The organism is Lutimonas halocynthiae, from assembly GCF_030409835.1.
GTDB lineage: Bacteria > Bacteroidota > Bacteroidia > Flavobacteriales > Flavobacteriaceae > Lutimonas > Lutimonas halocynthiae.
The window spans coordinates 552,828-574,218 of the sequence record NZ_JAUFQO010000004.1; the positions used below are offsets into that span (position 1 = coordinate 552,828).

19 protein-coding genes are annotated in these 21,391 nt (G+C 37.0%); 10 read left to right on the forward strand and 9 right to left on the reverse strand.

Annotated elements, in window-relative coordinates; translation table 11 throughout:
• Positions 1–42 precede the first annotated feature (42 nt).
• Positions 43–1,044, reverse strand: a complete 1,002-nt coding sequence (locus QWY87_RS08235; protein ID WP_290290173.1) for an FAD:protein FMN transferase — start codon at positions 1,042–1,044, stop codon at positions 43–45.
• A gap of 136 nt (positions 1,045–1,180) precedes the next feature.
• Here QWY87_RS08235 and QWY87_RS08240 point away from each other — a divergent pair, with 136 nt between their 5' ends.
• The gene (locus QWY87_RS08240; protein ID WP_290290174.1) at positions 1,181–2,008 is read left to right on the forward strand and encodes an OmpA/MotB family protein; all 828 of its coding nucleotides are present in this window, start codon (positions 1,181–1,183) and stop codon (positions 2,006–2,008) included.
• A 51-nt stretch (positions 2,009–2,059) separates the two neighbouring features.
• Here QWY87_RS08240 and QWY87_RS08245 read toward each other — a convergent pair whose 3' ends face one another.
• From QWY87_RS08245 to QWY87_RS08275, 7 genes are all read right to left on the reverse strand, one after another.
• Complete coding sequence (locus QWY87_RS08245; protein WP_290290176.1) at positions 2,060–2,860, reverse strand: alpha/beta hydrolase; 801 nt, start codon at positions 2,858–2,860, stop codon at positions 2,060–2,062.
• Between the two features lie 124 nt (positions 2,861–2,984).
• Positions 2,985–4,277, reverse strand: coding sequence for an NADH:ubiquinone reductase (Na(+)-transporting) subunit F (nqrF, locus tag QWY87_RS08250; RefSeq protein ID WP_290290178.1), 1,293 nt, complete (start codon positions 4,275–4,277; stop codon positions 2,985–2,987).
• A gap of 21 nt (positions 4,278–4,298) precedes the next feature.
• Positions 4,299–4,916: an NADH:ubiquinone reductase (Na(+)-transporting) subunit E gene (gene nqrE / locus QWY87_RS08255; protein ID WP_290290180.1), complete on the reverse strand. Its 618-nt coding sequence runs from the start codon at positions 4,914–4,916 to the stop codon at positions 4,299–4,301.
• 45 nt (positions 4,917–4,961) lie between these two features.
• A complete protein-coding gene (locus tag QWY87_RS08260) occupies positions 4,962–5,636 on the reverse strand; it encodes an NADH:ubiquinone reductase (Na(+)-transporting) subunit D (RefSeq protein WP_435389489.1) in 675 nt (224 codons plus the stop codon).
• Positions 5,636–6,331 carry an NADH:ubiquinone reductase (Na(+)-transporting) subunit C gene (gene nqrC / locus QWY87_RS08265; protein ID WP_290290182.1) on the reverse strand — a complete coding sequence of 232 codons (696 nt, stop codon included), beginning with the start codon at positions 6,329–6,331 and terminating at the stop codon, positions 5,636–5,638. Before nqrC ends, QWY87_RS08260 begins: the two co-directional genes overlap by 1 nt.
• Before the next feature lie 2 nt (positions 6,332–6,333).
• Positions 6,334–7,476 (reverse strand): NADH:ubiquinone reductase (Na(+)-transporting) subunit B, encoded by a 1,143-nt coding sequence (locus QWY87_RS08270; RefSeq protein ID WP_290290184.1) that lies wholly within the window; start codon positions 7,474–7,476, stop codon positions 6,334–6,336.
• The gene (locus QWY87_RS08275; RefSeq protein WP_290290185.1) at positions 7,477–8,823 is read right to left on the reverse strand and encodes a Na(+)-translocating NADH-quinone reductase subunit A; all 1,347 of its coding nucleotides are present in this window, start codon (positions 8,821–8,823) and stop codon (positions 7,477–7,479) included.
• Between the two features lie 212 nt (positions 8,824–9,035).
• On the opposite strand from QWY87_RS08275, the gene QWY87_RS08280 reads away from it, so the two are divergent.
• The 9 genes from QWY87_RS08280 (at position 9,036) to scpA (ending at position 20,284) form a co-directional block, all read left to right on the forward strand.
• Positions 9,036–10,304 carry a type IX secretion system plug protein gene (locus tag QWY87_RS08280; protein ID WP_290290186.1) on the forward strand — a complete coding sequence of 423 codons (1,269 nt, stop codon included), beginning with the start codon at positions 9,036–9,038 and terminating at the stop codon, positions 10,302–10,304.
• Between the two features lie 408 nt (positions 10,305–10,712).
• Entirely contained in the window at positions 10,713–11,114 is a 402-nt protein-coding gene (gene mce, locus QWY87_RS08285; RefSeq protein WP_290290188.1) for a methylmalonyl-CoA epimerase, read from the forward strand.
• A 57-nt stretch (positions 11,115–11,171) separates the two neighbouring features.
• Positions 11,172–12,731, forward strand: coding sequence for an acyl-CoA carboxylase subunit beta (locus QWY87_RS08290; RefSeq protein WP_290290189.1), 1,560 nt, complete (start codon positions 11,172–11,174; stop codon positions 12,729–12,731).
• Positions 12,731–13,090 (forward strand): OadG family transporter subunit, encoded by a 360-nt coding sequence (locus tag QWY87_RS08295; protein ID WP_290290190.1) that lies wholly within the window; start codon positions 12,731–12,733, stop codon positions 13,088–13,090. The genes QWY87_RS08290 and QWY87_RS08295 overlap by 1 nt, the downstream gene beginning before the upstream one ends.
• A gap of 44 nt (positions 13,091–13,134) precedes the next feature.
• The gene (locus QWY87_RS08300) at positions 13,135–13,554 is read left to right on the forward strand and encodes an acetyl-CoA carboxylase biotin carboxyl carrier protein (RefSeq protein WP_290290192.1); all 420 of its coding nucleotides are present in this window, start codon (positions 13,135–13,137) and stop codon (positions 13,552–13,554) included.
• 62 nt (positions 13,555–13,616) lie between these two features.
• A complete protein-coding gene (locus QWY87_RS08305) occupies positions 13,617–14,942 on the forward strand; it encodes a sodium ion-translocating decarboxylase subunit beta (protein ID WP_290290193.1) in 1,326 nt (441 codons plus the stop codon).
• Between the two features lie 42 nt (positions 14,943–14,984).
• Positions 14,985–16,274, forward strand: a complete 1,290-nt coding sequence (locus QWY87_RS08310; protein ID WP_290290195.1) for an acetyl-CoA hydrolase/transferase family protein — start codon at positions 14,985–14,987, stop codon at positions 16,272–16,274.
• Positions 16,275–16,331: 57 nt separating this feature from the next.
• Positions 16,332–18,158, forward strand: a complete 1,827-nt coding sequence (locus QWY87_RS08315; RefSeq protein WP_290290197.1) for a methylmalonyl-CoA mutase family protein — start codon at positions 16,332–16,334, stop codon at positions 18,156–18,158.
• A complete protein-coding gene (gene scpA / locus QWY87_RS08320; RefSeq protein ID WP_290290198.1) occupies positions 18,155–20,284 on the forward strand; it encodes a methylmalonyl-CoA mutase in 2,130 nt (709 codons plus the stop codon). Before QWY87_RS08315 ends, scpA begins: the two co-directional genes overlap by 4 nt.
• 62 nt (positions 20,285–20,346) lie before the next feature.
• Here the strand turns inward: scpA and meaB are convergent, their stop codons facing one another.
• On the reverse strand, positions 20,347–21,351 hold the full coding sequence (gene meaB, locus QWY87_RS08325) for a methylmalonyl Co-A mutase-associated GTPase MeaB (protein WP_290290199.1): 1,005 nt from the start codon (positions 21,349–21,351) through the stop codon (positions 20,347–20,349).
• Positions 21,352–21,391 lie beyond the last annotated feature (40 nt).

The window sequence follows — 21,391 nt, forward strand, 5'->3', positions numbered from 1 at the left end:
TTAAAGAAATGCAATTTACAGCGCCAAAATTAAGTATACTTCTTAATTTTCTTCTAGATTGAGGTTACTTGTTGTATACGTTTGTAAATCTCCGTTTTCATCTCCATAAATCAAAAAAGCTTTTAAATCTTTGTGATGATCCAGAAATGCTTTGGTTTTTTCCAATCCCATGGCCATAAATGCTGTAGCATAAGCATCAACATCGGCGCAATCAATATCTCCTATTACAGAAGCGCTAAGGAGGTTGCTTTTACTAGGATATCCCGTTTTGGTATCAATAGTATGGGCATACTTTTCGCCCGTTGACGTATCAATTTTGAACTTTCTGTAATTGCCAGACGTAGCGATCGCTTCATTGTTTAATACGATTATGGTCTGAAAAGATCTCGAGCCATCAAAATTAGGCTTCTCAATCGCGACCCTCCAAATCTGACGCTTCGCGTTTTTACCTCTCGCTCTGATTTCACCACCTATTTCAACCAAATAATTCACAACACCTTTTTGCTCTAAAAACCGTCCAATTACATCCACTGCATAACCCTTTGCATTGGCATTAAAATCAAGAAACATTTCTGGATACATCTTGATCAGTTTTGAATTCTCCAACTTTAATTTTTGGAATCCTACAAAAACCAAAAGACTATCAATATCCTTTTGTTCCATATTTTCTATTCGATCTGCAGGGCCAAAACCCCATGCATTGACCAAAGTTCCAATAGTCGGATCAAATGCACCTTCACTTTCTTTATAAATTCGAGCAGATTTTTCAAAAACTTCCTTGAATAATTCATCTACAATAACTGTTGTGTCTCCATTATTGATTCTTGAAATGTCTGAATTGGGAATATAGGTCGATAAGGAACGATTCATAGCATGAATCAAACTGTCAATATCGGCTTCCGAAATTTGATTTTCACCGTCATCCATTGTGATATGAAAACTCGTTCCAAAGGCCAAGCCTTCCAACTGTTGATAAACTTTTTGGCTTTTCTTCTCACAAGAATATACCAGAAAAATCAAAATAATAATGAATACTTTTTTCATGCTAAAAATTATAGATTATTTAACACACAAAGATAAGATTTATCTTACTTTTGGCTTTAGCTTTTTTTTAGCAAAATATGTCAAACAAAGCAAAATATTTAATAGTTTTGTTTTTAAATTAAATTCTATTCAAATTATGAAAAAATTATTTTTTGGAACCATAATACTTTCGGTTCTGTTAACTTCATGTGTTTCAACCAAAAAATACGCAGATCTTGAGTCTCAGCACAGTAAAACAAAGGACGAACTGGTTGACGCAAAAGCTGAATTACAAGGTTGTTTAGTAGACAAAGATCACTTGATGGAATTAAACAAGTCACTAAAAGAAGACAAAGCACGTTCAATACAACAAGTAGAGAATTTGACAGTCTTGACCCAATCTTCATCTGACAATATCAAAGAAGTTATTGCACAGTTGAGTGAGAAAGACAAATACATCAACGGAGTTCGTGATGCCATGACGAAAAAAGATTCTATCAACTTAGCGCTTGCTTTTCAGTTGAAGAAAGATCTTGCAGCTGGAATCCAGGATGAAGACATTCAAATTGATGTAGAAAAAACGGTAGTTTATATTTCTATAGCCGACAAAATGTTATTTAAAAGCGGAAGTGCTACTGTTTCTGACAGAGCAAAAGAAGTTCTTGGTAAAGTTGCTACAGTAGTAAATAGCAAACCAGAAATGGAAGTACAAGTTGAAGGTTATACAGATAATGTGCCGATCAGTACTAAGAACATGAAAGACAACTGGGATTTAAGTGTTGCCAGAGCTACTTCAGTAGTGAGAGTTCTTCAGACTGATTTTGACGTTGCTCCTAGCAGGTTAATTGCTGCAGGTAGAAGTGAGTATGTTCCTTTAGCATCTAATGATACTGCAGAAGGAAGATCTACTAACAGAAGAACCAGAATTGTTATTCTTCCAAAATTAGAAGAGTTTTTCGATATACTTGAGCAAAAGCCTGAGTAGTTCGTAATAGTACAGCATAAAAAAAACCTTTCAGTTATCTGAAGGGTTTTTTTATGCTTCTAATAGTTTGACAACATATTGTATATAAGTGGGATGTTTTACTAGGTTGTGGTGGTCACCATCTTCTATAAGACACAGGTCGGCATACTCTGTGTTAGCTGCAAGTAGCTTGGTACTATTCTCATAATGCACCAGTTTATTCAATTTACCATGAACCATATAAACCGGAATTCGAATTTTCTTAAAATAAGCCGCTGTATCGAATTTGTAAGTAGGTATATATCTAATAAACGGAAATAAAGGATAATACTTTAAGGCCGTAAACTTTAGGTCATATAAGGGTGATTCAAGAATTAATTTATTAGGACTAAATTTACTCGCTAAATAAGATGCAAATGTTGATCCAATACCTTTGCCATATAGGGTGATTTCTGACTCAGAATAAATTGAAATCATATGCTTATACCACTGCTGTACATCTAGAAACGTATCCTGTTCGCTAAACTTCCCTTCACTCTTTCCATAACCGCGGTAATCCATTACTAAAAGGTCATAGTTTAACTTATTAAATCTATACGCTATGGTTCCCCAATGCTCAACATTCCCAGAATGCCCATGCATGAGCATAATGAGACCTTTCGAGTTGTTCGTTTTAAACAATATGCCATTTTGATTGACTCCATCAGACATCATTAAATTCAACTCTTCAAAGTCTCCTGCGAAACGAAAATTATACGACCAGGGTAATTTCTCTGCGTGAAGGATAAACTTTTCCTGAAGTAGATAAAGTGTCAGGCTAACGACCAAAACACCTGTTAAAAGCACTCCAAAAATTACAAGTGTGATCGACATTTCATATTTAATTTTGTGCAAATTACATCTTTTTGACTGCATTCATTGTAATCAAAAAGTTAAAGAAAAATGAAAAAGGCACCTAGATGGTGCCTTTTTTATATACTATATACAAAGGATTTATTTATCCTCCAAAGTCGTCAAATCTAATATTCTCATCTGCCATTCCGAAATCCTCACCCATTTTCTGAACCGCCTGGTTCATCATTGGAGGTCCACAGAAATACAATTCAAGATCTTCCGGAGAATCGTGTTTAGATAAGTATTGGTCAATAACCGCTTGGTGTACAAATCCTAAGAATCCATCACCCTCTTTGTCATCAATATCTTTCATTACCTTCCAGTTATCCTCTTCTGATGGTTCTGACAAGACCACAAAAAATCTGAAATTTGGAAATTCTTTCTCTAAATCTCTAAAATGATCTAAATAGAATAGTTCCCTTTTAGACCTTCCACCATACCAATAGGTTACTTTTCTACCTGTATGGAGCGTTTGGAACAAATGGTATAAATGAGATCTCATCGGTGCCATACCAGCACCACCACCAACATAAAGCATTTCAGCATCTGATTCATTGATAAAGAACTCACCATAAGGTCCTGAAACGATTACCTTATCACCTGGTTTCTGATTAAATATATAAGATGATGCTATCCCAGGATTAACAGTCATCCAGTTGTTCTTAGCTCTGTCCCAAGGTGGCGTAGCAATACGTACATTTAGCATAACATTTCTGCCTTCTGCAGGATAAGAGGCCATAGAATAAGCTCTTTCTACATTCTCTGTATTCTTCATTTTTAAAGGCCACAAATCAAATTTATCCCACTCTAGTTTAAATTTTTCTGGATCACCAGGATGCTCCTTAGGGTGCGCAGTGATATCCATGTCACTGAAATTCACCTCAGTTGAAGGGATTTCAATCTGGATATAACCTCCAGGCTTATAATCCATATCCTCTGGCAATTCAACAACAAACTCTTTTATAAAAGAGGCGACATTATAATTCGATGTCACAGTTGCCTCAAATTTTCTAATTCCAAAAATTTCTTCCGGAATGGTAATTTCCATGTCCTCTTTAATCTTCACCTGACAACCCAACCTGGCACCAGCTGCTAGTTCTTTTCTGGTAAAGTTTGGTACTTCAGTTGGAAGCGGTTCCCCTCCACCCTTTAACACATGGCACTCACATTGCAAACAAGTACCACCACCTCCACATGCAGATGGTAAAAATATTTTAGCGTTACTTAATGTAGTCAATACAGTATTACCTGTTTCAACTTCAATTTCTTTTTGCCCGTTGATCAAAAGTTTCACTTTACCTGAAGGAAGCAATTTTGCTTTAGCTACAAGTAAAACAGTTACTAAGATGAGTATTAACACTAATGAAAATACGATACTTGCTACGATTGGACTCATTATCTATATAATCTTAAATAGTTATAATTTAATTCCTGAAAAACTCATAAAAGCTATAGCCATCAACCCTGTAATAACAAAGGTGATCCCTAATCCTTTAAGCGGTTTCGGCACATTAGAATAGGCAATCTTTTCTCTAATCGAAGCAATTGCTACGATAGCTAAAAACCATCCAATTCCTGAACCTAAACCATATACTGCCGATTCAGTTACGGTGGTGAAATTCTTTTGCTGCATAAATAATGAACCTCCTAAAATTGCACAGTTAACGGCAATTAACGGGAGAAATATACCCAAAGCACTATACAAGGCCGGAGCAAATCTTTCTACAATCATCTCTACCAACTGCACCATTGAAGCAATTACCGCAATGAACATGATAAAACTTAAGAAACTTAAGTCAATCGATTCATATTCCGGGCCTAACCATACAAGAGCGCCTTCCTTTAAAATATAGGTGTCTAACAGGTAATTCGCAGGTACTGTAATAATCAATACAAAAATAACTGCAGCTCCTAAACCAACTGCTGTTTTCACCGTTTTCGAAACAGCCAGATAAGAACACATTCCAAGAAAATAGGCAAACACCATATTATCTATGAATATACTTCTAACAAACAAACTTAAATATGCTTCCATGCTTTATTTTTTATATCCTTTAGCTAAAGGTTTAAACTTTTTATTTTAATCTTCTATCAGTTTTCTATTCCTAGATCTTTGGAACCAGATCAAAATACCAACCGTAATCAAGGCCATTGGTGCCAACATCATAAAACCATTGTTCTCATATCCATAATGGTACAAACCTGTTGATTCTGCAATGGTTTTTCCTTTATGTCCTAAAACTTCTATACCCATTAATTTTCCTGAACCGAACAGTTCTCTGAAAAACGATACAATGATCAATATAACCGCATAACCAATTGTGTTTCCAACACCATCAAGAATTGATTTCCAAGGGCCATTAGCTAAAGCAAAGGCTTCAAACCTACCCATGATAATACAATTTGTTATAATAAGACCTACGAATACAGATAGCTGTTTACTTACATCATATGAATAGGCTTTTAAAACCTGATCCACCAAGATCACCAAAAAGGCAACAATCAGTAACTGAACAATAATTCTTATTCTGTTAGGTATAAGATTTCTCAATAAGGAAACAATTAAATTTCCAAATACCAATACAAACATAACAGCCAATGACATTACTATAGCCGCCTTTAATTGAACTGTAATAGCCAAAGCTGAACAGATCCCTAATACTTGAACCGTTACCGGATTATCATCATTCAAAGGATCAATTAATAACCTTTTGTTCTTTTGCGAAAACAAAGCTTCTTTTTCTCCTGCCATCATTAATTATTTTTAAAGTATGGTAAATAGTTTCCTAATCTTTCTTCTAACATATCTGAAACCCCGTCTGAAGTAATTGTCCCTCCAGAAATTGCATCTACTGAATGCTTAGGGTCTGCAGTAGCACCTGACTTGACCGCTTGAACCGAAACAAAATTATTGTTGTCATCTAAAATGGTCTTTCCTATGTATTGGTCTTCATACCAAGATTGGTTAATCTCAGCACCTAAACCAGCGGTTTCACCGGCGTGATCAAATGATGCACCAACTATAGTATTCTTATCCTGATCTAATGCGACATAACCCCAAATCTCTTTCCAGAGACCAGCTCCAAAAAGTGGTATCACATAAAACTTCTTTCCTTCTTTTTCAGCGATATATAACGGAAATGCCTGCTCATCGCTTGGCTTTTTCGTTTCTTTCATCAACTCTATTTTAAAAGCATCTACGTCAGTATTGACGGTTCCGTCTGAATTCAAGGCCAACTCCTCTTTCACAAACTGTGAAAACTGATCGCTAGCTTCTTTTCTGGTTACGTTGATGCCAATTGTCGATAAAATATTTTGCATCTTTTCTTGCCTGACATTCTCTGCTTGCAATGGTTTTAGCGTAGTTGCCGTAAAAGCAAGTGCAGCTGCTACCACCACAACCATAACAATGGCAAAAATAAAGGTGTATGTGTTGCTATTTCTATCCATAACTATGCGTTAACTTTTTGTAATCTCTTTTTTCTTCTTTTAACATTGCCTTCAATCACATAATGATCAATTGTTGGCGCAAATACGTTCAATAATAATATGGCCATCATCATTCCTTCAGGTAATGTTGGGTTCACTACTCTAATTAGAATTGCAAATACTCCAATCAAGAAACCATAAATCCATTTTCCTTTAGTTGTTTGCGCTGCCGAAACAGGATCTGTTGCCATAAACACCAAACCAAATGCAAAACCACCGGCTAATAAATGTTGCCACCATGGGAAATTCAACAACTCATTGGTTTCACTACCAATCGCGTTAAATATAAGACCCATAAGAGACGCACCCAGCAAACATGAAATCATTACCCTCCAACTGGCTATACCAGTAAAGAGCAACAAGGCGGCGCCTATCAATATCATCAGTACGGAAGTTTCTCCAACCGATCCGGGTATATATCCCATAAACATGTCCATCCAACTTGTGTCAGGAACAGTACCACCTGCAAGAGCTCCTAGAATAGTCTCTCCAGAAACACCATCTGCAACTGAATCTGCTACCCAAACTGTACTACCAGACATATAAGGTGCATACGAAAACAAAGCAAAAGCCCTGGCAACAAGTGCCGGATTTAAAATATTCATTCCAGTACCTCCAAAAGCTTCTTTCCCAATAATTACAGCAAAAACTACAGATACTGCAAGCATCCATAAAGGAAGGTCAATTGGCATGATCATAGGTATTAACAATCCTGTGACCAAATAGCCCTCATTCACATCATGCCCTCTAAAAATGGCATAAGCAAATTCAATCCCAAGACCAACTCCGTATGAAACGATGATCATCGGTAAAAAACGCAGGGCCCCAAAAATAAAGTAATCCATGAATCCCTGACCTTCACCCATATTTTGATAACCAATATTCCACATTCCAAAAATAAGGGCAGGTAATAAAGCAATAACCACAGTGATCATCACCCTTTTTAAATCTATCCCATCTCTGATATGTGAACCGAATTTGGTTGTGTGGTTCGGAACATAAAGAAAAGTATCTATTCCGTTAAATGCAGGAGCGTATTTTTCAAATTTACCCCCCTTATCAAAATGAGGTTTAATTTTATCTAATTGTTTTCTAATAAAATTCATTTAGCCTACTTCTTTAATCATTAAATCTAATCCTTCACGTATAATCTGTTGTGCCTCAATCTTCGAGGAACTTATGAAATCAATCAATGCGAAATCCTCCGGTGCAACTTCATATATTCCCAGATTTTCCATTTTTTCGATATCCTGGATCATCGTAACTTTTAATAACTGCATTGGGTAAATATCCATCGGGAAAACCCTTTCCATCTCACCTGTAATTACAAAAGCTCTTTCTTCACCATTCAAGTTTGTATCAAGATCGTATTCCTTATTAGGTGACAACCATGAAAAGAATGTTTTACTCATACTGAATTTATGATTCCCTACAAATGGCATCCAACCGAAAAATTCATAATGATCTCCTTCTGGTATAACACTTACAGAATCATGGTAAAAACCAACAGATTCTTTAGGACCAACAGCGTCTCCCGTTAAAGGGTTTCCACTGATGACTCTACTTTTACCTGTTTTTAATTTCCCGGCAAGAATATCTTTTATTTGGGTTCCCTGAATAACTGAATAATATTGAGGACCTTCTACTTGACTACCAGTTAGCGCAATTACTTTCGTAGGATTATATTTTCCTGTTAAAAATAAGCTTCCAATAGAAGCAACATCCTGTGGATGAACTACCCATATACGATCTCCAGAATTAATTGGGTTTATATGTGAAATCTGAACACCAACATTTCCTGCTGGATGATTCCCACTAACTTTGTGTAAAACAACCCCATTTATTTCATCTAAAAAGCTTTCTGAAGCCCCAACCGACAAATGAATTTTCCCTTCTGTCAACTTGCTTAAAGCATCGATACCAGCTTGAAACTCTTTTTCTCTCCCTTCGAGGGTAACGCTGTGTGAAGCCGCCAAGGGTGCCGTTGCGTAGGCTGATATATAAATGTCTCTCGGGTTATCTTCAGGGTTTGCCACAACATCATACGGGCGTTGTTTAACCATTGGCCAACATCCGCTTTCTAACAATGATTCTTTAACTTGTGGACCTGCTAATTTTCCAGGTGTTTTAGCACCAAAATCAACAAATGTATCTTTTTCGTCTGCGCTAATCTTAATAGATAAAATCTTGCGTTTTGCTCCTCTCACAATCTCCTTTACTTCTCCACTTACGGGAGAAACAAATTTCATTTGATCATTACTTTTTGCATAAAAGACCGTATCACCAACCTTTACCTTATCGCCTGCTTTTACAGCTAATTTGGGTAATATTCCGTGAAATTCAGGTGGATTTATAGCAAAAACTTTAGAGCGATTCGCCGTAGATATCACATGATTGGCTACTCCTTTAAGCTTAATGTTTAAGCCCTTTTTAATTTTAATGTCTGTAGACATACTTTGCTTAATTAAATTTAATTCCCCTTGGCCCGCATGAGCCCTAAAAAAGGAAAAATCAATTGTTTATTAATCGAGTGCAAATTTAATAATTAATATTTTATAGATTAGCATTTAATTAACATTTATTTGGATTGATTAAACGAACCTGTTTTTGTTCATCATTCGCTTAAAAATCATTCACAAAAACTATACAACAACTTATAATACAGATGTCTATAAAAACTGCTAGTGTAAAAAAAATACTCCTATTATGGACTCTTCTCTTGTTTTATGGTCAATCACAAGCTCAGCAGAATAATATCATTCCACCTCCATTACACATTAAAACTATTGAGTTCAAACCTCTTAATCCCGAAGCTTATGCCCCAATTGTGAAGCTAGGTGAGAAATTGATGCTCAGTTTTGACGATATAAATTCAGAAGAAAGAATTTATTCCTACAAAATTGAACATTGTGATTATAACTGGCAAAAATCTAACTTATCTTCAACGGAATACATGACTGGTTATGCCACTGACCGGATTAGAAAATACCAGAATTCTTTTAACACATTACAGTATTACACACATTACGAACTTCAAATCCCAAATGAAAATAACAGGATTAAAATAAGCGGCAATTATTTGATTAGCATACTTGATGATTATGGCAATGTTTTATTTACGAGAAGGTTTATCGTGTATCAGCCAAAAGTAAATGTTGCTGTAACTGCTCATAGAAGCACAGATCCGGCGGTTATTAATGAAAAACACAGTATACAATTTGCAATAAATCATCCGAATCTAAGATTAAATGATCCTTATCGTGAAATCAAAGTTGATGTGTATCAAAATAATGATTGGAACTCTGTTATCAAAGATATCAAACCGAAAAATGTACGAGGTACCCAGCTCTGGTATAATCATGTAGATGGTATATCTTATTGGGCAGGAAACGAGTATTTGTATTTTGATAGTAAAGAGATTAGAAATGCGACCAACAATATTTTCAAAACAAGATTGGACAACATTTTTAACACCTTTCTATATACGAACGAAGCCCGTGGCAACAGACCTTATACATTCTACCCAGATGTGAATGGAAATTTTGTCTTAAGAACATTGGATGCTGAAGATGTGGGTCTTGAAGGCGATTATTCATTTGTTCATTTTTCTCTGAAATACAATGAAAATTTTGACCAGGATGATATTTACATTTATGGCAACTTTAACGATTGGCAAATAACTCCAGAGAATAAGATGCACTATAATCAGGAAAGCGGCTTGTATGAAGCCCGAATACTCTTTAAACAAGGTTTTTTCAACTACACCCATGTTGCTGTTGACAAAAATTACAGGATCAATCCTTATAAAGTTGAGGGCTCATTTTATCAGACAGAAAATGAATATACCGTGATTGTCTACTATAGAAAATTTGGAGATCGATATGATCAGGCAATTGGTCTTGGGTCTACAAATTCAAAAAGACTTTTAAATTAGACCAAGCCAAATAAAGATGCTTCTTGCTTCCTAGAATGATTTCAAGCTATTGTTAAATATATTTTTTTATCAGCTTATTGGCTTTTTGAATCTTAAACAGGAAAAATGATCAAAAGTTTGGAGTTGCATTAAAAGATTAGCAATAAACTGCCATAACATTTCATTAAATCTCAAAAATCAAAAAATTGCTATTATTATAAAATTCATAATAATAGCAATAATTCTTTCCGAATAATTCTACAAATCGACAGATTTTGTTAAAGAATTAAAAAAAAAAGCGCGTCTTGGTGAGAATTTTCTCATATGTCACCCTAATAACGTAAGTGATGATATTCGTCATGTTTTGAAGTCTTTCTTATCAATAATTTTGTCGGATAATTCAACCACGATTAACAAAAATCTCAACAAATGAATATCAGTCACATTGAACACATCGGAATTGCAGTAAAAAGCATTGAAGAATCGATTAAATACTACGAAGAAGTACTAGGCTTAAAATGCTATTCAGTCGAAGAAGTAGCAGATCAAAAAGTAAAAACTGCCTTTTTCCAGGTTGGGGATACAAAAATTGAACTGCTAGAAAGCACATCTCCGGACGGGCCCATTGGAAAATTTATCGAAAAAAAAGGAGAAGGCATGCATCATATCGCCTTTGCTGTACCAAACACTACTGAAGCACTTGAAACAGCTGCTGAAAAAGGAGTTCAATTAGTCGATAAGGTTTCAAGAGCCGGCGCAGAAGGATTGCACATTGGCTTTCTTCATCCACGATCAACCCACGGTGTCTTAACTGAGCTTTGCTCTAAATAAGGAACCTGAATCCAAAAAGCAGAAAAAAAATTATAGAGACCAGTTAAATAAGAAACCATGGTTAATCAGACAAAAATTAATGAACTCATTCAAAAAAGAGTAAAAGCAAAATTGGGTGGGGGTGAAAAGAGAATTGAATCCCAACATGCAAAAGGAAAACTAACGGCCCGTGAAAGAATAGATCTATTGCTTGACGAAGACAGTTTCGAAGAATTCGATATGTTCGTTACACACAGAACCAAATCATTCGGACTTGACAAGCAGATATTTCTTTCAGACGGAGTCATCACAGGTCACGGAACAATTGACGGAAGAATAATATATGTTTTCTCTCAGGATTTTACCGTTTTCGGAGGGTCTCTTTCTGAAACATATGCCTTAAAGATCTGTAAGATTATGGATATGGCTATGAAGATTGGAGCCCCAGTAATAGGACTAAATGATAGTGGTGGAGCACGTATTCAAGAAGGAGTAAGATCACTGGCGGGATATGCCGAAATTTTCCAAAGAAATATCATGGCATCAGGTGTTATACCTCAAATTTCATCCATCCTAGGGCCTTGTGCAGGGGGAGCGGTGTATTCACCAGCCCTGACTGATTTTACCATCATGACCGATCAAACGAGTTATATGTTTGTGACTGGTCCTAAAGTGGTCGAAACAGTTACTGGAGAGATCGTTACAGCAGAGGAGCTTGGAGGCGCTCACATTCACTCAACCAAATCAGGCGTTTCGCATTTCTTGGCTGAAAATGATGAGGAAAACATCCTTTTGATTAGAAAGCTCATGAGTTACCTTCCTTCAAATAATCTTGAAGATCCTCCAATTATAAAATGTACTGACCCTATTGACAGACTTGAAGACAGGCTGAACGAATTTATTCCTGAAAACCCAAACGAACCATACGATATGGTTAATGTAATTTCCACTATTACCGATAGAGGAGAGTTCATGGAAGTTCATCGAAACTACGCAAGAAACATTGTGGTGGGATTTGCCAGATTTAATGGACGCCCAGCCGGTATAGTTGCCAATCAACCCAAATACTATGCAGGTGTTCTTGATATTGAAGCATCGAGAAAAGCAGCTCGATTTGTAAGATTCTGTGATGCATTTAATATTCCTATTGTAACACTTGTTGACGTGCCAGGATTCCTTCCGGGAACAGGTCAAGAATATGGAGGGATAATCCTTCACGGTGCTAAACTGCTTTTTGCTTATGGTGAAGCTACTGTTCCAAAAGTGACTATTACTTTACGGAAATCATACGGTGGAGCACATGATGTAATGAGCTGTAAACAGTTAAGAGGAGATGTTAATTACGCTTGGCCAACCGCAGAAATTGCTGTAATGGGTGCCAAAGGAGCTGTAGAAGTTCTCGAAGGAAGAAACATCAGTAAAATTCAAGATGATGAGGAGAAAAGCAAATATATCAGTCAGAAAGAAGACGAATACACAAAGAAATTTGCCAATCCATATGAAGCCGCCAAATACGGCTTTATTGATGACGTGATAGAGCCGAGAAATACCCGCTTTAGAATCATCAGAGCACTTGAGTTATTAGCCAATAAAAAAGAGGTAAATCCTCCAAAGAAACATTCAAATATTCCATTATAATGATACCATCTATTATTTTAATGTCAACGCTAAAAGAAGGTTATCTTATCCTGTTTTCAGGTTTGATCATAGTCTTTAGTGCCCTTTTGACCCTCTCCCTATTCTTCAAGTTCGGACTACCGGTGCTGCTTTTTATTTATAAAATCATCACTAAAGGTCCTGATAAAAAGATAAAGGATATCGCAATAGGTTCCAATCAGAAATTTACTGGAGAAGAAGCTGCTGTTATAGCCGCTGCAATCCATTTATATCTTAATGAGCAACACGATTTTGAGAATCCAATCTTAACGATTAAAAAGGCAGAAAAATCATATTCACCTTGGAGTTCCAAAATTTATGGTATCCAAAATAAATTGTAGAAACGTTCTTCAAAAAAAATTGAACAACCAGAAAACGACAAAAAATGAAATCATTTAAATTCAAAATACACGACAATAATTACAAGGTGAATCTATTGTCGCACGAAGGCAATAATATTGAGCTTGAAGTCAATGGTACCAAATACGAGGTAAAACTAAAAGAGGATATAAAAACTACTAAAACCCCGACTTTAGTTCGATCAGCATCTAAAAGACCGGTAGAACCGCTTAAAGTAAATCCATCCTCGAAAAAAACAAAAATACTGGCTCCTATACCGGGAACTATTTTAGCTGTAGATGTCAAAGTTGGTGATACAGTAAAAATAGGTGACCGACTTGTACAGTTAGAAGCTATGAAAATGGAAAATAATATCATTTCTGAAAAAGCAGGAACTATTACTGCAATTCATGTAACTGTAAATCAAAAGGTTTTACAGAATGAACCTATGATAGAAATTGAATAAGAAGGCTTCATAGATACGAGTTTTCTAAATCGAACTGATTTATTACAGAAAAAGAAAAAACAATGAAAAAATTATTTATCATATTTGGAGCCATAGCCTTACTGCTACTTCTCCAACCCATTTTGAGCATGGGCAGTCTGGCCGAGCCCATCGAGTTTGCCTCCAACAATGTAATAACCCAAAGCGCAGACGTTGAAGCTGACTCTTCAGTTTCAGGCGCATTCCATGGCTTAAAGCGATTTTATAGTTTTACCGGTTTTGCCAATGCAACTTCCGGTAACCTAATTATGATTTTGATTGGTATCGTTTTTATATACCTCGGAATCAAATACGACTATGAACCCTTACTTCTTATCCCAATTGGAGCTGGTGTAATTATTGGAAATGTACCTTTTGTCGCAGGAAATCAAACAGGAATCTACGAGAGTGGCTCAGTACTGAACTATTTATATTTCGGTGTTGTTAAAGGGATTTATCCGCCATTGATCTTTCTCGGTATTGGTGCAATGACAGATTTTTCGTCACTAATTGCCAATCCAAAACTCATGTTACTTGGAGCTGCCGCACAAATTGGTGTATTTGCCACATTTATTGGTGCGCTTTATTTAGGATTCAACCTGCCCGAAGCCGGAGCTATAGGAATTATTGGAGGTGCCGATGGCCCAACTGCTATTTTCTTATCTTCTAAACTGGCAAATGGAGTGAATATCCTTGCCGACGGAACAACAGTTAAAAATCTTATAGGGCCTATAGCAATTGCCGCGTACTCTTATATGGCACTGGTTCCGGTAATTCAACCGCCTTTAATGAGATTACTGATATCGAAAGAAGATCGCAAGATTCGAATGAAGCCACCTCGTGCAGTTTCTCAAAAAGAAAAAATGATCTTTCCGGTTGTTGCTTTGCTATTAACAACATTTATTTCTCCAAGTGCCTTACCTCTTTTAGGAATGTTATTCTTTGGTAACCTTTTAAAAGAATCTGGAAGAACTGAAAGACTAGCTGATACAGCAAGAACAAAACTAATTGACATTGTGACCATATTATTAGGTGTTACGGTAGGTGCTTCGACTCAAGCAGATATATTTATCACTAAAGATTCATTATTAATTTTTGGCTTAGGTGCAGTTTCATTTGTTATCGCAACAATGGGTGGGCTACTTTTTGCTAAATTTATGAACCGATTCTTAAAAGGTGATAATAAAATCAACCCGCTTATAGGAGCAGCAGGAGTTTCTGCAGTACCTGACAGCGCAAGGGTGGTAAATGCTGAGGCGCTCAAGTCAGATCCTCATAATTACCTTTTAATGCACGCCATGGCACCAAATGTTTCAGGGGTTATTGGTTCTGCTATAGCGGCCGGTATTATTCTTAGTTTTTTATCTTAAACACAACGTGAACAATAATTATAACTACTAAATATAGATCAAATGAAAATTCCCAATATAATGACAGCCCAACAAGCTGTTAAGCTAATCAAATCAGGAGACCGAGTATTAATTCAAGGGGGAGCAGCTACACCACAAGCTTTAGTAAGAGCCATGGTTGCCAGAGGCCCTGAACTAAAAGGCGTAGAAGTAGTCCATCTTCACACAGAGGGAGAATGTGGCTACACATCAATTGAAATGAAAGACAGTTTTCATACCAATGCTTTTTTTATTGGAGGAAACATCAGAAAAATGATTGGTGTAACTGCCGATTATATTCCAATCTTCCTTAGTGATATTCCTAGCCTGTTTCGTCAGGGATATATGGATCTTGATGTTGTTTTGGTCAACGTATCGCATCCTGACAAGCATGGATTCTGCTCATTAGGTGTATCCGTTGATATTGTGGTTTCTGCCATTGAAATGGGGAAAAAAGTAATTGCACAGATTAACAAGAATATGCCTCGAACTTTTGGTGATGGAATTGTCCATCTCAATAATTTTGATGCTTGTGTGTTACTTGATGAAGACATTCATGAAATGAAATTTGTGGCGCCTTCAGCTGCTGAGAAGCAAATCGGTAAAAATATTGCCGAAATTATCGAAGACGGTTCCACTTTACAAATGGGAATCGGTGGAATTCCAAATGCGGTCCTTACTTATTTGCACAATCACAAAGATTTGGGTGTACATACTGAAATGTTTTCAGAAGGAATTGTTGATCTGGTAGAAAAAGGGATAGTGAACGGAGCTCATAAAAAAGTCAATCCATATAAAATCGTTTCAGGGTTTGCGATGGGTACCAAAAGACTTTATGATTTTATGGATGACAATGCCGAGATAGAGATGAGAGATATCGCTTACGTTAATGACACCGCCGTCATCAGACAAAACCCAAAAGTAACAGCCATTAATTCTGCGATAGAAATTGACATGAGTGGCCAGGTTTGTGCTGATTCAATAGGCTTGAGAATGTTCTCAGGTGTTGGTGGACAAATGGACTTTATGAGAGGCGCAGCGCTTTCTCTAGGAGGAAAACCGATCATTGCCATCACTTCAACAACGGCAAAAGGAGTTTCTAAAATAGTTCCTTCCTTAAAACCAGGTGCAGGTGTTGTAACAACCAGAGCGCATGCAAGATTTGTTGCGACTGAATTTGGTGTGGCTGAACTTTTTGGTAAAAACCTTAAACAGAGAGCACAAGCATTAAGAGACATCGCACATCCTGATCATCGTGAAGATCTAGACAAGGCTATCCACGAAAGATTTGGAGGTACGCTTGTGAGCATATAATCACTAAATTTATCAAACATAAAAATTAAATCAAATTAAAGACATAAATCACAGGTTATGAATAAAGATAGCAAAAGCAAAATGCTGTTTCAGGATTTCATTCCTCCAACGAAGCAAGACTGGATTGAAAAAGTTACAGTTGATCTTAAAGGAGCTGATTTTGATAAAAAATTGGTATGGAAAAACCTTAATGGCATAGACGTGCAGCCATTTTACACAAAAAATGATCAAGAAAAGGTCTTGGCAAATACCGGCGAAAATAGTGCCCAGGTAGTTAATTACAGAAGGATTAATGTACAGGAAGTAAAAGAAGCCAATCGACTTGGATTGAAGGCCCTTGAAGAAGGAATGACAGGGCTGCTTTTTGAGATTAATTCAGAAATTTCTGCTGAACAATTGCTCGCAGATATTGATTTCAATGGCATATCAATTTCATTTGTGCTTAACAAGGAATCTTATTCCTTTAAAAATTCATACAAAAGCTTTTTAGAAGCACAGGCTATAGATCCTCAATTGGTAATTGGATATGTTGACCTTCAACTTTTTGATGACTACCTCACCACGGGAATACTTGATAAAAACAAGTTTGAGGAATTAAGTGAATTGACCAAATTATATGCGGCTTACCCAAATTTAAAAACTTTGTTAGTTTCAGGAAGTACGTATCAGGATGCTGGCTCCAATCAAGTTCAAGAAATAGCATACACCTTAAATTCTTTAATTTTCCTCATTGAAAAAATGACAGAAAATGGAATTAGCAATGAACAGGTATTTGAAAACCTTCACTTCATCCTAGGGCTAAGCGCTGAATATTTTGTTGAGATCGCCAAACTAAGGGTTTTTAACAGTTTGCTTTCAGAGATCGCTTTGAAATATGGCATAAGCAAGTTAAATGTTGGTTTAACGGCGAAAACATCTGTCTGGTCTAAATCAATTACTGATGCAAATACCAATATGCTGCGGACTACTACTGAGGCCATGGCGGCACTACTAGGGAATGCAGACGGTATTGAACTGGATCCTTATGATCATGAATTTAAAAACTCAAGTGATTTCTCTAGCCGGGTAGCCGGTAATATTGCTACAATTTTAAAAGAAGAGTCTTATTTTGGAAAAGTTTCTAATCCGGTAGATGGCTCTTATTATATTGAAGAATTGAGTTTGAAACTGGCTCAAAATGCGCTTGGAATTTTTAAAGAAATTGAAGCTTTTGGCGGTTTTTACAAACAAATCGAAAATGAAAATATCCAATCTCAAATTGCTGAGATGAGAATGAAAAAGACCAAATTGCTGTCTCAAAGAAGACTGGCCATGGTTGGGGTGAATAAATATCCAAATTTGATGGAGTCTGTACCTAAAGAATTCCTTGCTGATCTGGATACGCCATCAAATTCTAAAATTTTAGCTCCACAACGTGCCGGACTAGAATTAGAGAAAATAAGATTGGTCACCGAAACATTCGTCAGTGAAAATGGTTTTAGACCAACTGTTGAAATAGCAAGTTTTGGTCAATTAACCATGAGAAAAGCGAGAGCTGCCTTTGCTTATGACTTCATAGGTGTAAGCGGATACCAAATTGAAAACGAGAAGAGTTTTGAATCAGCCAAAACGGCTGCACAACAAACAGCTACATCAGCATCTGATATAGTTGTTATTTGTAGTTCAGACCCTGACTATCTTAACTCAGCCTTAGACTTTGTGAACGAATTCAGATCGAAAAACAGTTCTAAAATACTGATGCTGGCTGGATATCCTGAACAAATTAAAGAGTCGCTTTTAGATGCTGGCTTAGATGGCTTTGTCCATGTAAGATCCGATATTTTTAAAACCCTCTCTGCTATTCAAAACAAAATTTCAAAAACCACTAAACCTTTGGAGATATGAGACCTGACTTTTCTGATCTAAGTATCAACACGAGCGTTGAAGAAAAAGCAAGACCTTCAGATAAACAAGAACCTTGGATAACACCTGAAGGCATCCCTGTAAAAAATGTTTTTACAAAAGAAGATATAAAAGAAGCGGAACATTTAGATTTTGCTGCCGGGCTACCACCTTTTACAAGGGGGCCATATAGCACCATGTATGTTTCAAGACCATGGACGGTAAGACAATATGCCGGATTCTCAACTGCAGAGGAGTCAAATGCCTTCTACAGAAGAAACCTGGCTGCAGGACAAAAAGGACTATCAGTAGCCTTTGACCTTGCAACGCACCGTGGCTATGATTCAGATCATCCCAGAGTTACGGGAGATGTCGGTAAAGCCGGAGTTGCTATTGATTCAATATTAGACATGGAGATTTTGTTTGATCAAATTCCCTTGGATAAAATGTCTGTTTCGATGACCATGAATGGAGCGGTACTGCCCATTATGGCTTTTTATATTGCTGCTGCAAAAAAGCAAGGAGTTGGTCTTGATAAATTAAGCGGAACCATACAAAATGATATTCTTAAAGAATTCATGGTTCGTAATACTTATATCTATCCGCCACTTCCATCAATGAAAATTATTGGAGATATTTTTGAATATACAACCAAAAACATGCCCAAATTCAATTCAATTTCAATCAGTGGATACCACATGCAAGAAGCAGGTGCAACCGCCGATATCGAGTTGGCTTATACGCTGGCAGATGGTTTGGAATATATTCGAACCGGATTAAATTCAGGATTAAAAATCGATGAATTTGCGCCGCGATTATCATTCTTCTGGGCGGTTGGAATGAACCATTTTATGGAGATTGCAAAAATGCGCGCCGCCAGAATGCTATGGGCTAAAATAATCAAACAATTTGACCCCAAGAACCCTAAATCAATGGCACTGCGAACGCATAGCCAAACTTCTGGATGGAGTTTAAGTGAGCAGGATCCTTTTAATAACGTGGCCCGAACCTGCGTTGAAGCCATGGCTGCCGGTCTTGGTGGAACGCAATCACTGCATACCAATGCCTTGGATGAAGCCATAGCGCTACCAACAGATTTCTCAGCACGTATTGCCAGAAATACGCAAATCTTTATTCAGGAAGAAACCCAGATCACGAAATCAGTTGATCCCTGGGCTGGTTCTTTTTATGTGGAATACCTGACTCAGGAAATAGCTAAAAAAGCCTGGAAACTTATTGAAGAAGTAGAAGAACTGGGCGGAATGGCCAAAGCTATTGAAACTGGAGTTCCTAAAATGAGAATAGAAGAAGCCTCAGCACGAAAACAAGCAAGGCTGGATTCTGGTCAAGACATCCTGGTTGGTGTGAATAAATTCCAGACTAAAGAAGCTTCAAATATTGATATTCTTGAAGTTGACAATACTGTGGTTAGAGATTCTCAAATTGAAAGGTTAGCAAAACTAAAAGCACAAAGAGACCAGTCTATAGTATCTGAGAAATTAAAAGCAATTGAAGCCTGTGCCGAAAACGGAAAAGGCAACCTTCTTGAACTTGCTGTTGATGCGGCTGAAAATTTTGCCACGCTCGGTGAAATCTCTGATGCCATGGAAAAACACTTTGGAAGACATAAGGCTGATACCAAACTAATCAGTGGCGTTTACCGAAAAGAAGTGAGTGATGACCGTACTTTTGCAGAAGCTCAAAAATTAGCTGATCATTTTGCAGAAATTGAAGGAAGAAGACCTAGAGTTATGGTTGCCAAAATGGGGCAAGACGGCCACGATAGAGGTGCTAAGGTAGTGGCTTCCAGCTTTGCCGATCTTGGTTTTGATGTTGACATGGGTCCATTGTTTCAAACTCCTGAAGAAGTAGCACGTCAGGCTATTGAAAATGATGTTCATTTTGTGGGTGCTTCCAGTTTAGCAGCCGGACATAAAACTTTGATTCCGCAATTGATTGATGAACTTGAAAGGCTAGGAAGAACTGATATTATGGTCTTCGCCGGAGGAGTGATTCCAGCTCAAGACTATGACTATCTATTTGAAAGAAAAGTTGCAGCCGTTTTTGGACCTGGAACTGTAATCGCTGAATCAGCTATTAAAATGATGAAAATGTATCTAGAAGATTAATGAACAATGATCTTATACTAAAGGGCCTTATCGATGATGAGGCCTTTTTTTATGATGGATAATTAAAGGCTTGACTTAAACTCTTCTATAATTTTTTCAGCAGCCTTCACAGGGGAAATCTTATCTTCTATGATGTCTTTTTCCAATATATCGAGGTGTTCTGCGATATGATCAGAACCATAAAATAATTGTTTTAAGTCTTCATGAATATTGTTATACATCCACTGAATTTGCTGCTCTCTTCTATTCTTTTCGAAATAGCCATTTCCGTGCACAAGTTTTTTAAATTCCATCATTTTATCCCAAACCTCAGGTATGCCTATATTCTTTAAAGCAGATGCTGTTGTCACAACTGGAGTCCAACCAGATGCCGACTGTGGAAAAATGTGTAAGGCATTTTCATATTGTCTCTTCGCTATCTGACTTTTCTGAATATTATCGCCATCAGCTTTGTTGATAACAAGCATGTCAGCCATTTCCATAATACCCTTTTTAATGCCTTGTAATTCATCCCCGGCACCAGAAAGCATAAGTAATAGGAAAAAGTCTGTCATACCGTGTACAGCCGTTTCAGACTGCCCTACCCCTACTGTCTCAATAAGAATAATGTCATATCCAGCTGCCTCACAAAGCAACATGGTCTCTCCGGTTTTATTTGCTACACCTCCTAAAGTATCTCCTGAAGCTGATGGCCGAATATATGCCTCTTCGCGATTAGCAAGTTCTTCCATCCTGGTTTTATCACCAAGTATACTTCCCTTAGATCTTTGGCTGCTAGGATCAATTGATAGAATCGCTACTTTATGCCCCTGCTCTATTAGGTGTTTTCCAAAAACCTCAATAAAGGTGCTCTTCCCAACTCCAGGCACACCGGTTATTCCAATCCTTAAAGAATTTCCGGAACTAGGCAATATAGACTGAATAATCTCTTTTGCTAATACTTTATCACTCGCCAGATTACTTTCAACTATCGTAATGGCCCTTGACAAAAGTACCCTGTCACCTTTTAAGACACCATCAATATATTGATTTGCTTCTAGTCTTTTTCTTGGTTTGTAATTTCCCATAAAACTTGATAAGATTGGGCTTTGACCAGGTTGATCACCG

What these genes read in the sequence shown, in the direction of transcription:
- QWY87_RS08235 (WP_290290173.1), bottom strand. Translation starts at nt 1,044, where the DNA reads ATGAAAAAAGTATTCATTATTATTTTGATTTTTCTGGTATATTCTTGT.
- QWY87_RS08240 (WP_290290174.1), top strand. Translation starts at nt 1,181, where the DNA reads ATGAAAAAATTATTTTTTGGAACCATAATACTTTCGGTTCTGTTAACT.
- QWY87_RS08245 (WP_290290176.1), bottom strand. Translation starts at nt 2,860, where the DNA reads ATGTCGATCACACTTGTAATTTTTGGAGTGCTTTTAACAGGTGTTTTG.
- nqrF (WP_290290178.1), bottom strand. Translation starts at nt 4,277, where the DNA reads ATGAGTCCAATCGTAGCAAGTATCGTATTTTCATTAGTGTTAATACTC.
- nqrE (WP_290290180.1), bottom strand. Translation starts at nt 4,916, where the DNA reads ATGGAAGCATATTTAAGTTTGTTTGTTAGAAGTATATTCATAGATAAT.
- QWY87_RS08260 (WP_435389489.1), bottom strand. Translation starts at nt 5,636, where the DNA reads ATGATGGCAGGAGAAAAAGAAGCTTTGTTTTCGCAAAAGAACAAAAGG.
- nqrC (WP_290290182.1), bottom strand. Translation starts at nt 6,331, where the DNA reads ATGGATAGAAATAGCAACACATACACCTTTATTTTTGCCATTGTTATG.
- QWY87_RS08270 (WP_290290184.1), bottom strand. Translation starts at nt 7,476, where the DNA reads ATGAATTTTATTAGAAAACAATTAGATAAAATTAAACCTCATTTTGAT.
- QWY87_RS08275 (WP_290290185.1), bottom strand. Translation starts at nt 8,823, where the DNA reads ATGTCTACAGACATTAAAATTAAAAAGGGCTTAAACATTAAGCTTAAA.
- QWY87_RS08280 (WP_290290186.1), top strand. Translation starts at nt 9,036, where the DNA reads ATGTCTATAAAAACTGCTAGTGTAAAAAAAATACTCCTATTATGGACT.
- mce (WP_290290188.1), top strand. Translation starts at nt 10,713, where the DNA reads ATGAATATCAGTCACATTGAACACATCGGAATTGCAGTAAAAAGCATT.
- QWY87_RS08290 (WP_290290189.1), top strand. Translation starts at nt 11,172, where the DNA reads ATGGTTAATCAGACAAAAATTAATGAACTCATTCAAAAAAGAGTAAAA.
- QWY87_RS08295 (WP_290290190.1), top strand. Translation starts at nt 12,731, where the DNA reads ATGATACCATCTATTATTTTAATGTCAACGCTAAAAGAAGGTTATCTT.
- QWY87_RS08300 (WP_290290192.1), top strand. Translation starts at nt 13,135, where the DNA reads ATGAAATCATTTAAATTCAAAATACACGACAATAATTACAAGGTGAAT.
- QWY87_RS08305 (WP_290290193.1), top strand. Translation starts at nt 13,617, where the DNA reads ATGAAAAAATTATTTATCATATTTGGAGCCATAGCCTTACTGCTACTT.
- QWY87_RS08310 (WP_290290195.1), top strand. Translation starts at nt 14,985, where the DNA reads ATGAAAATTCCCAATATAATGACAGCCCAACAAGCTGTTAAGCTAATC.
- QWY87_RS08315 (WP_290290197.1), top strand. Translation starts at nt 16,332, where the DNA reads ATGAATAAAGATAGCAAAAGCAAAATGCTGTTTCAGGATTTCATTCCT.
- scpA (WP_290290198.1), top strand. Translation starts at nt 18,155, where the DNA reads ATGAGACCTGACTTTTCTGATCTAAGTATCAACACGAGCGTTGAAGAA.
- meaB (WP_290290199.1), bottom strand. Translation starts at nt 21,351, where the DNA reads ATGGGAAATTACAAACCAAGAAAAAGACTAGAAGCAAATCAATATATT.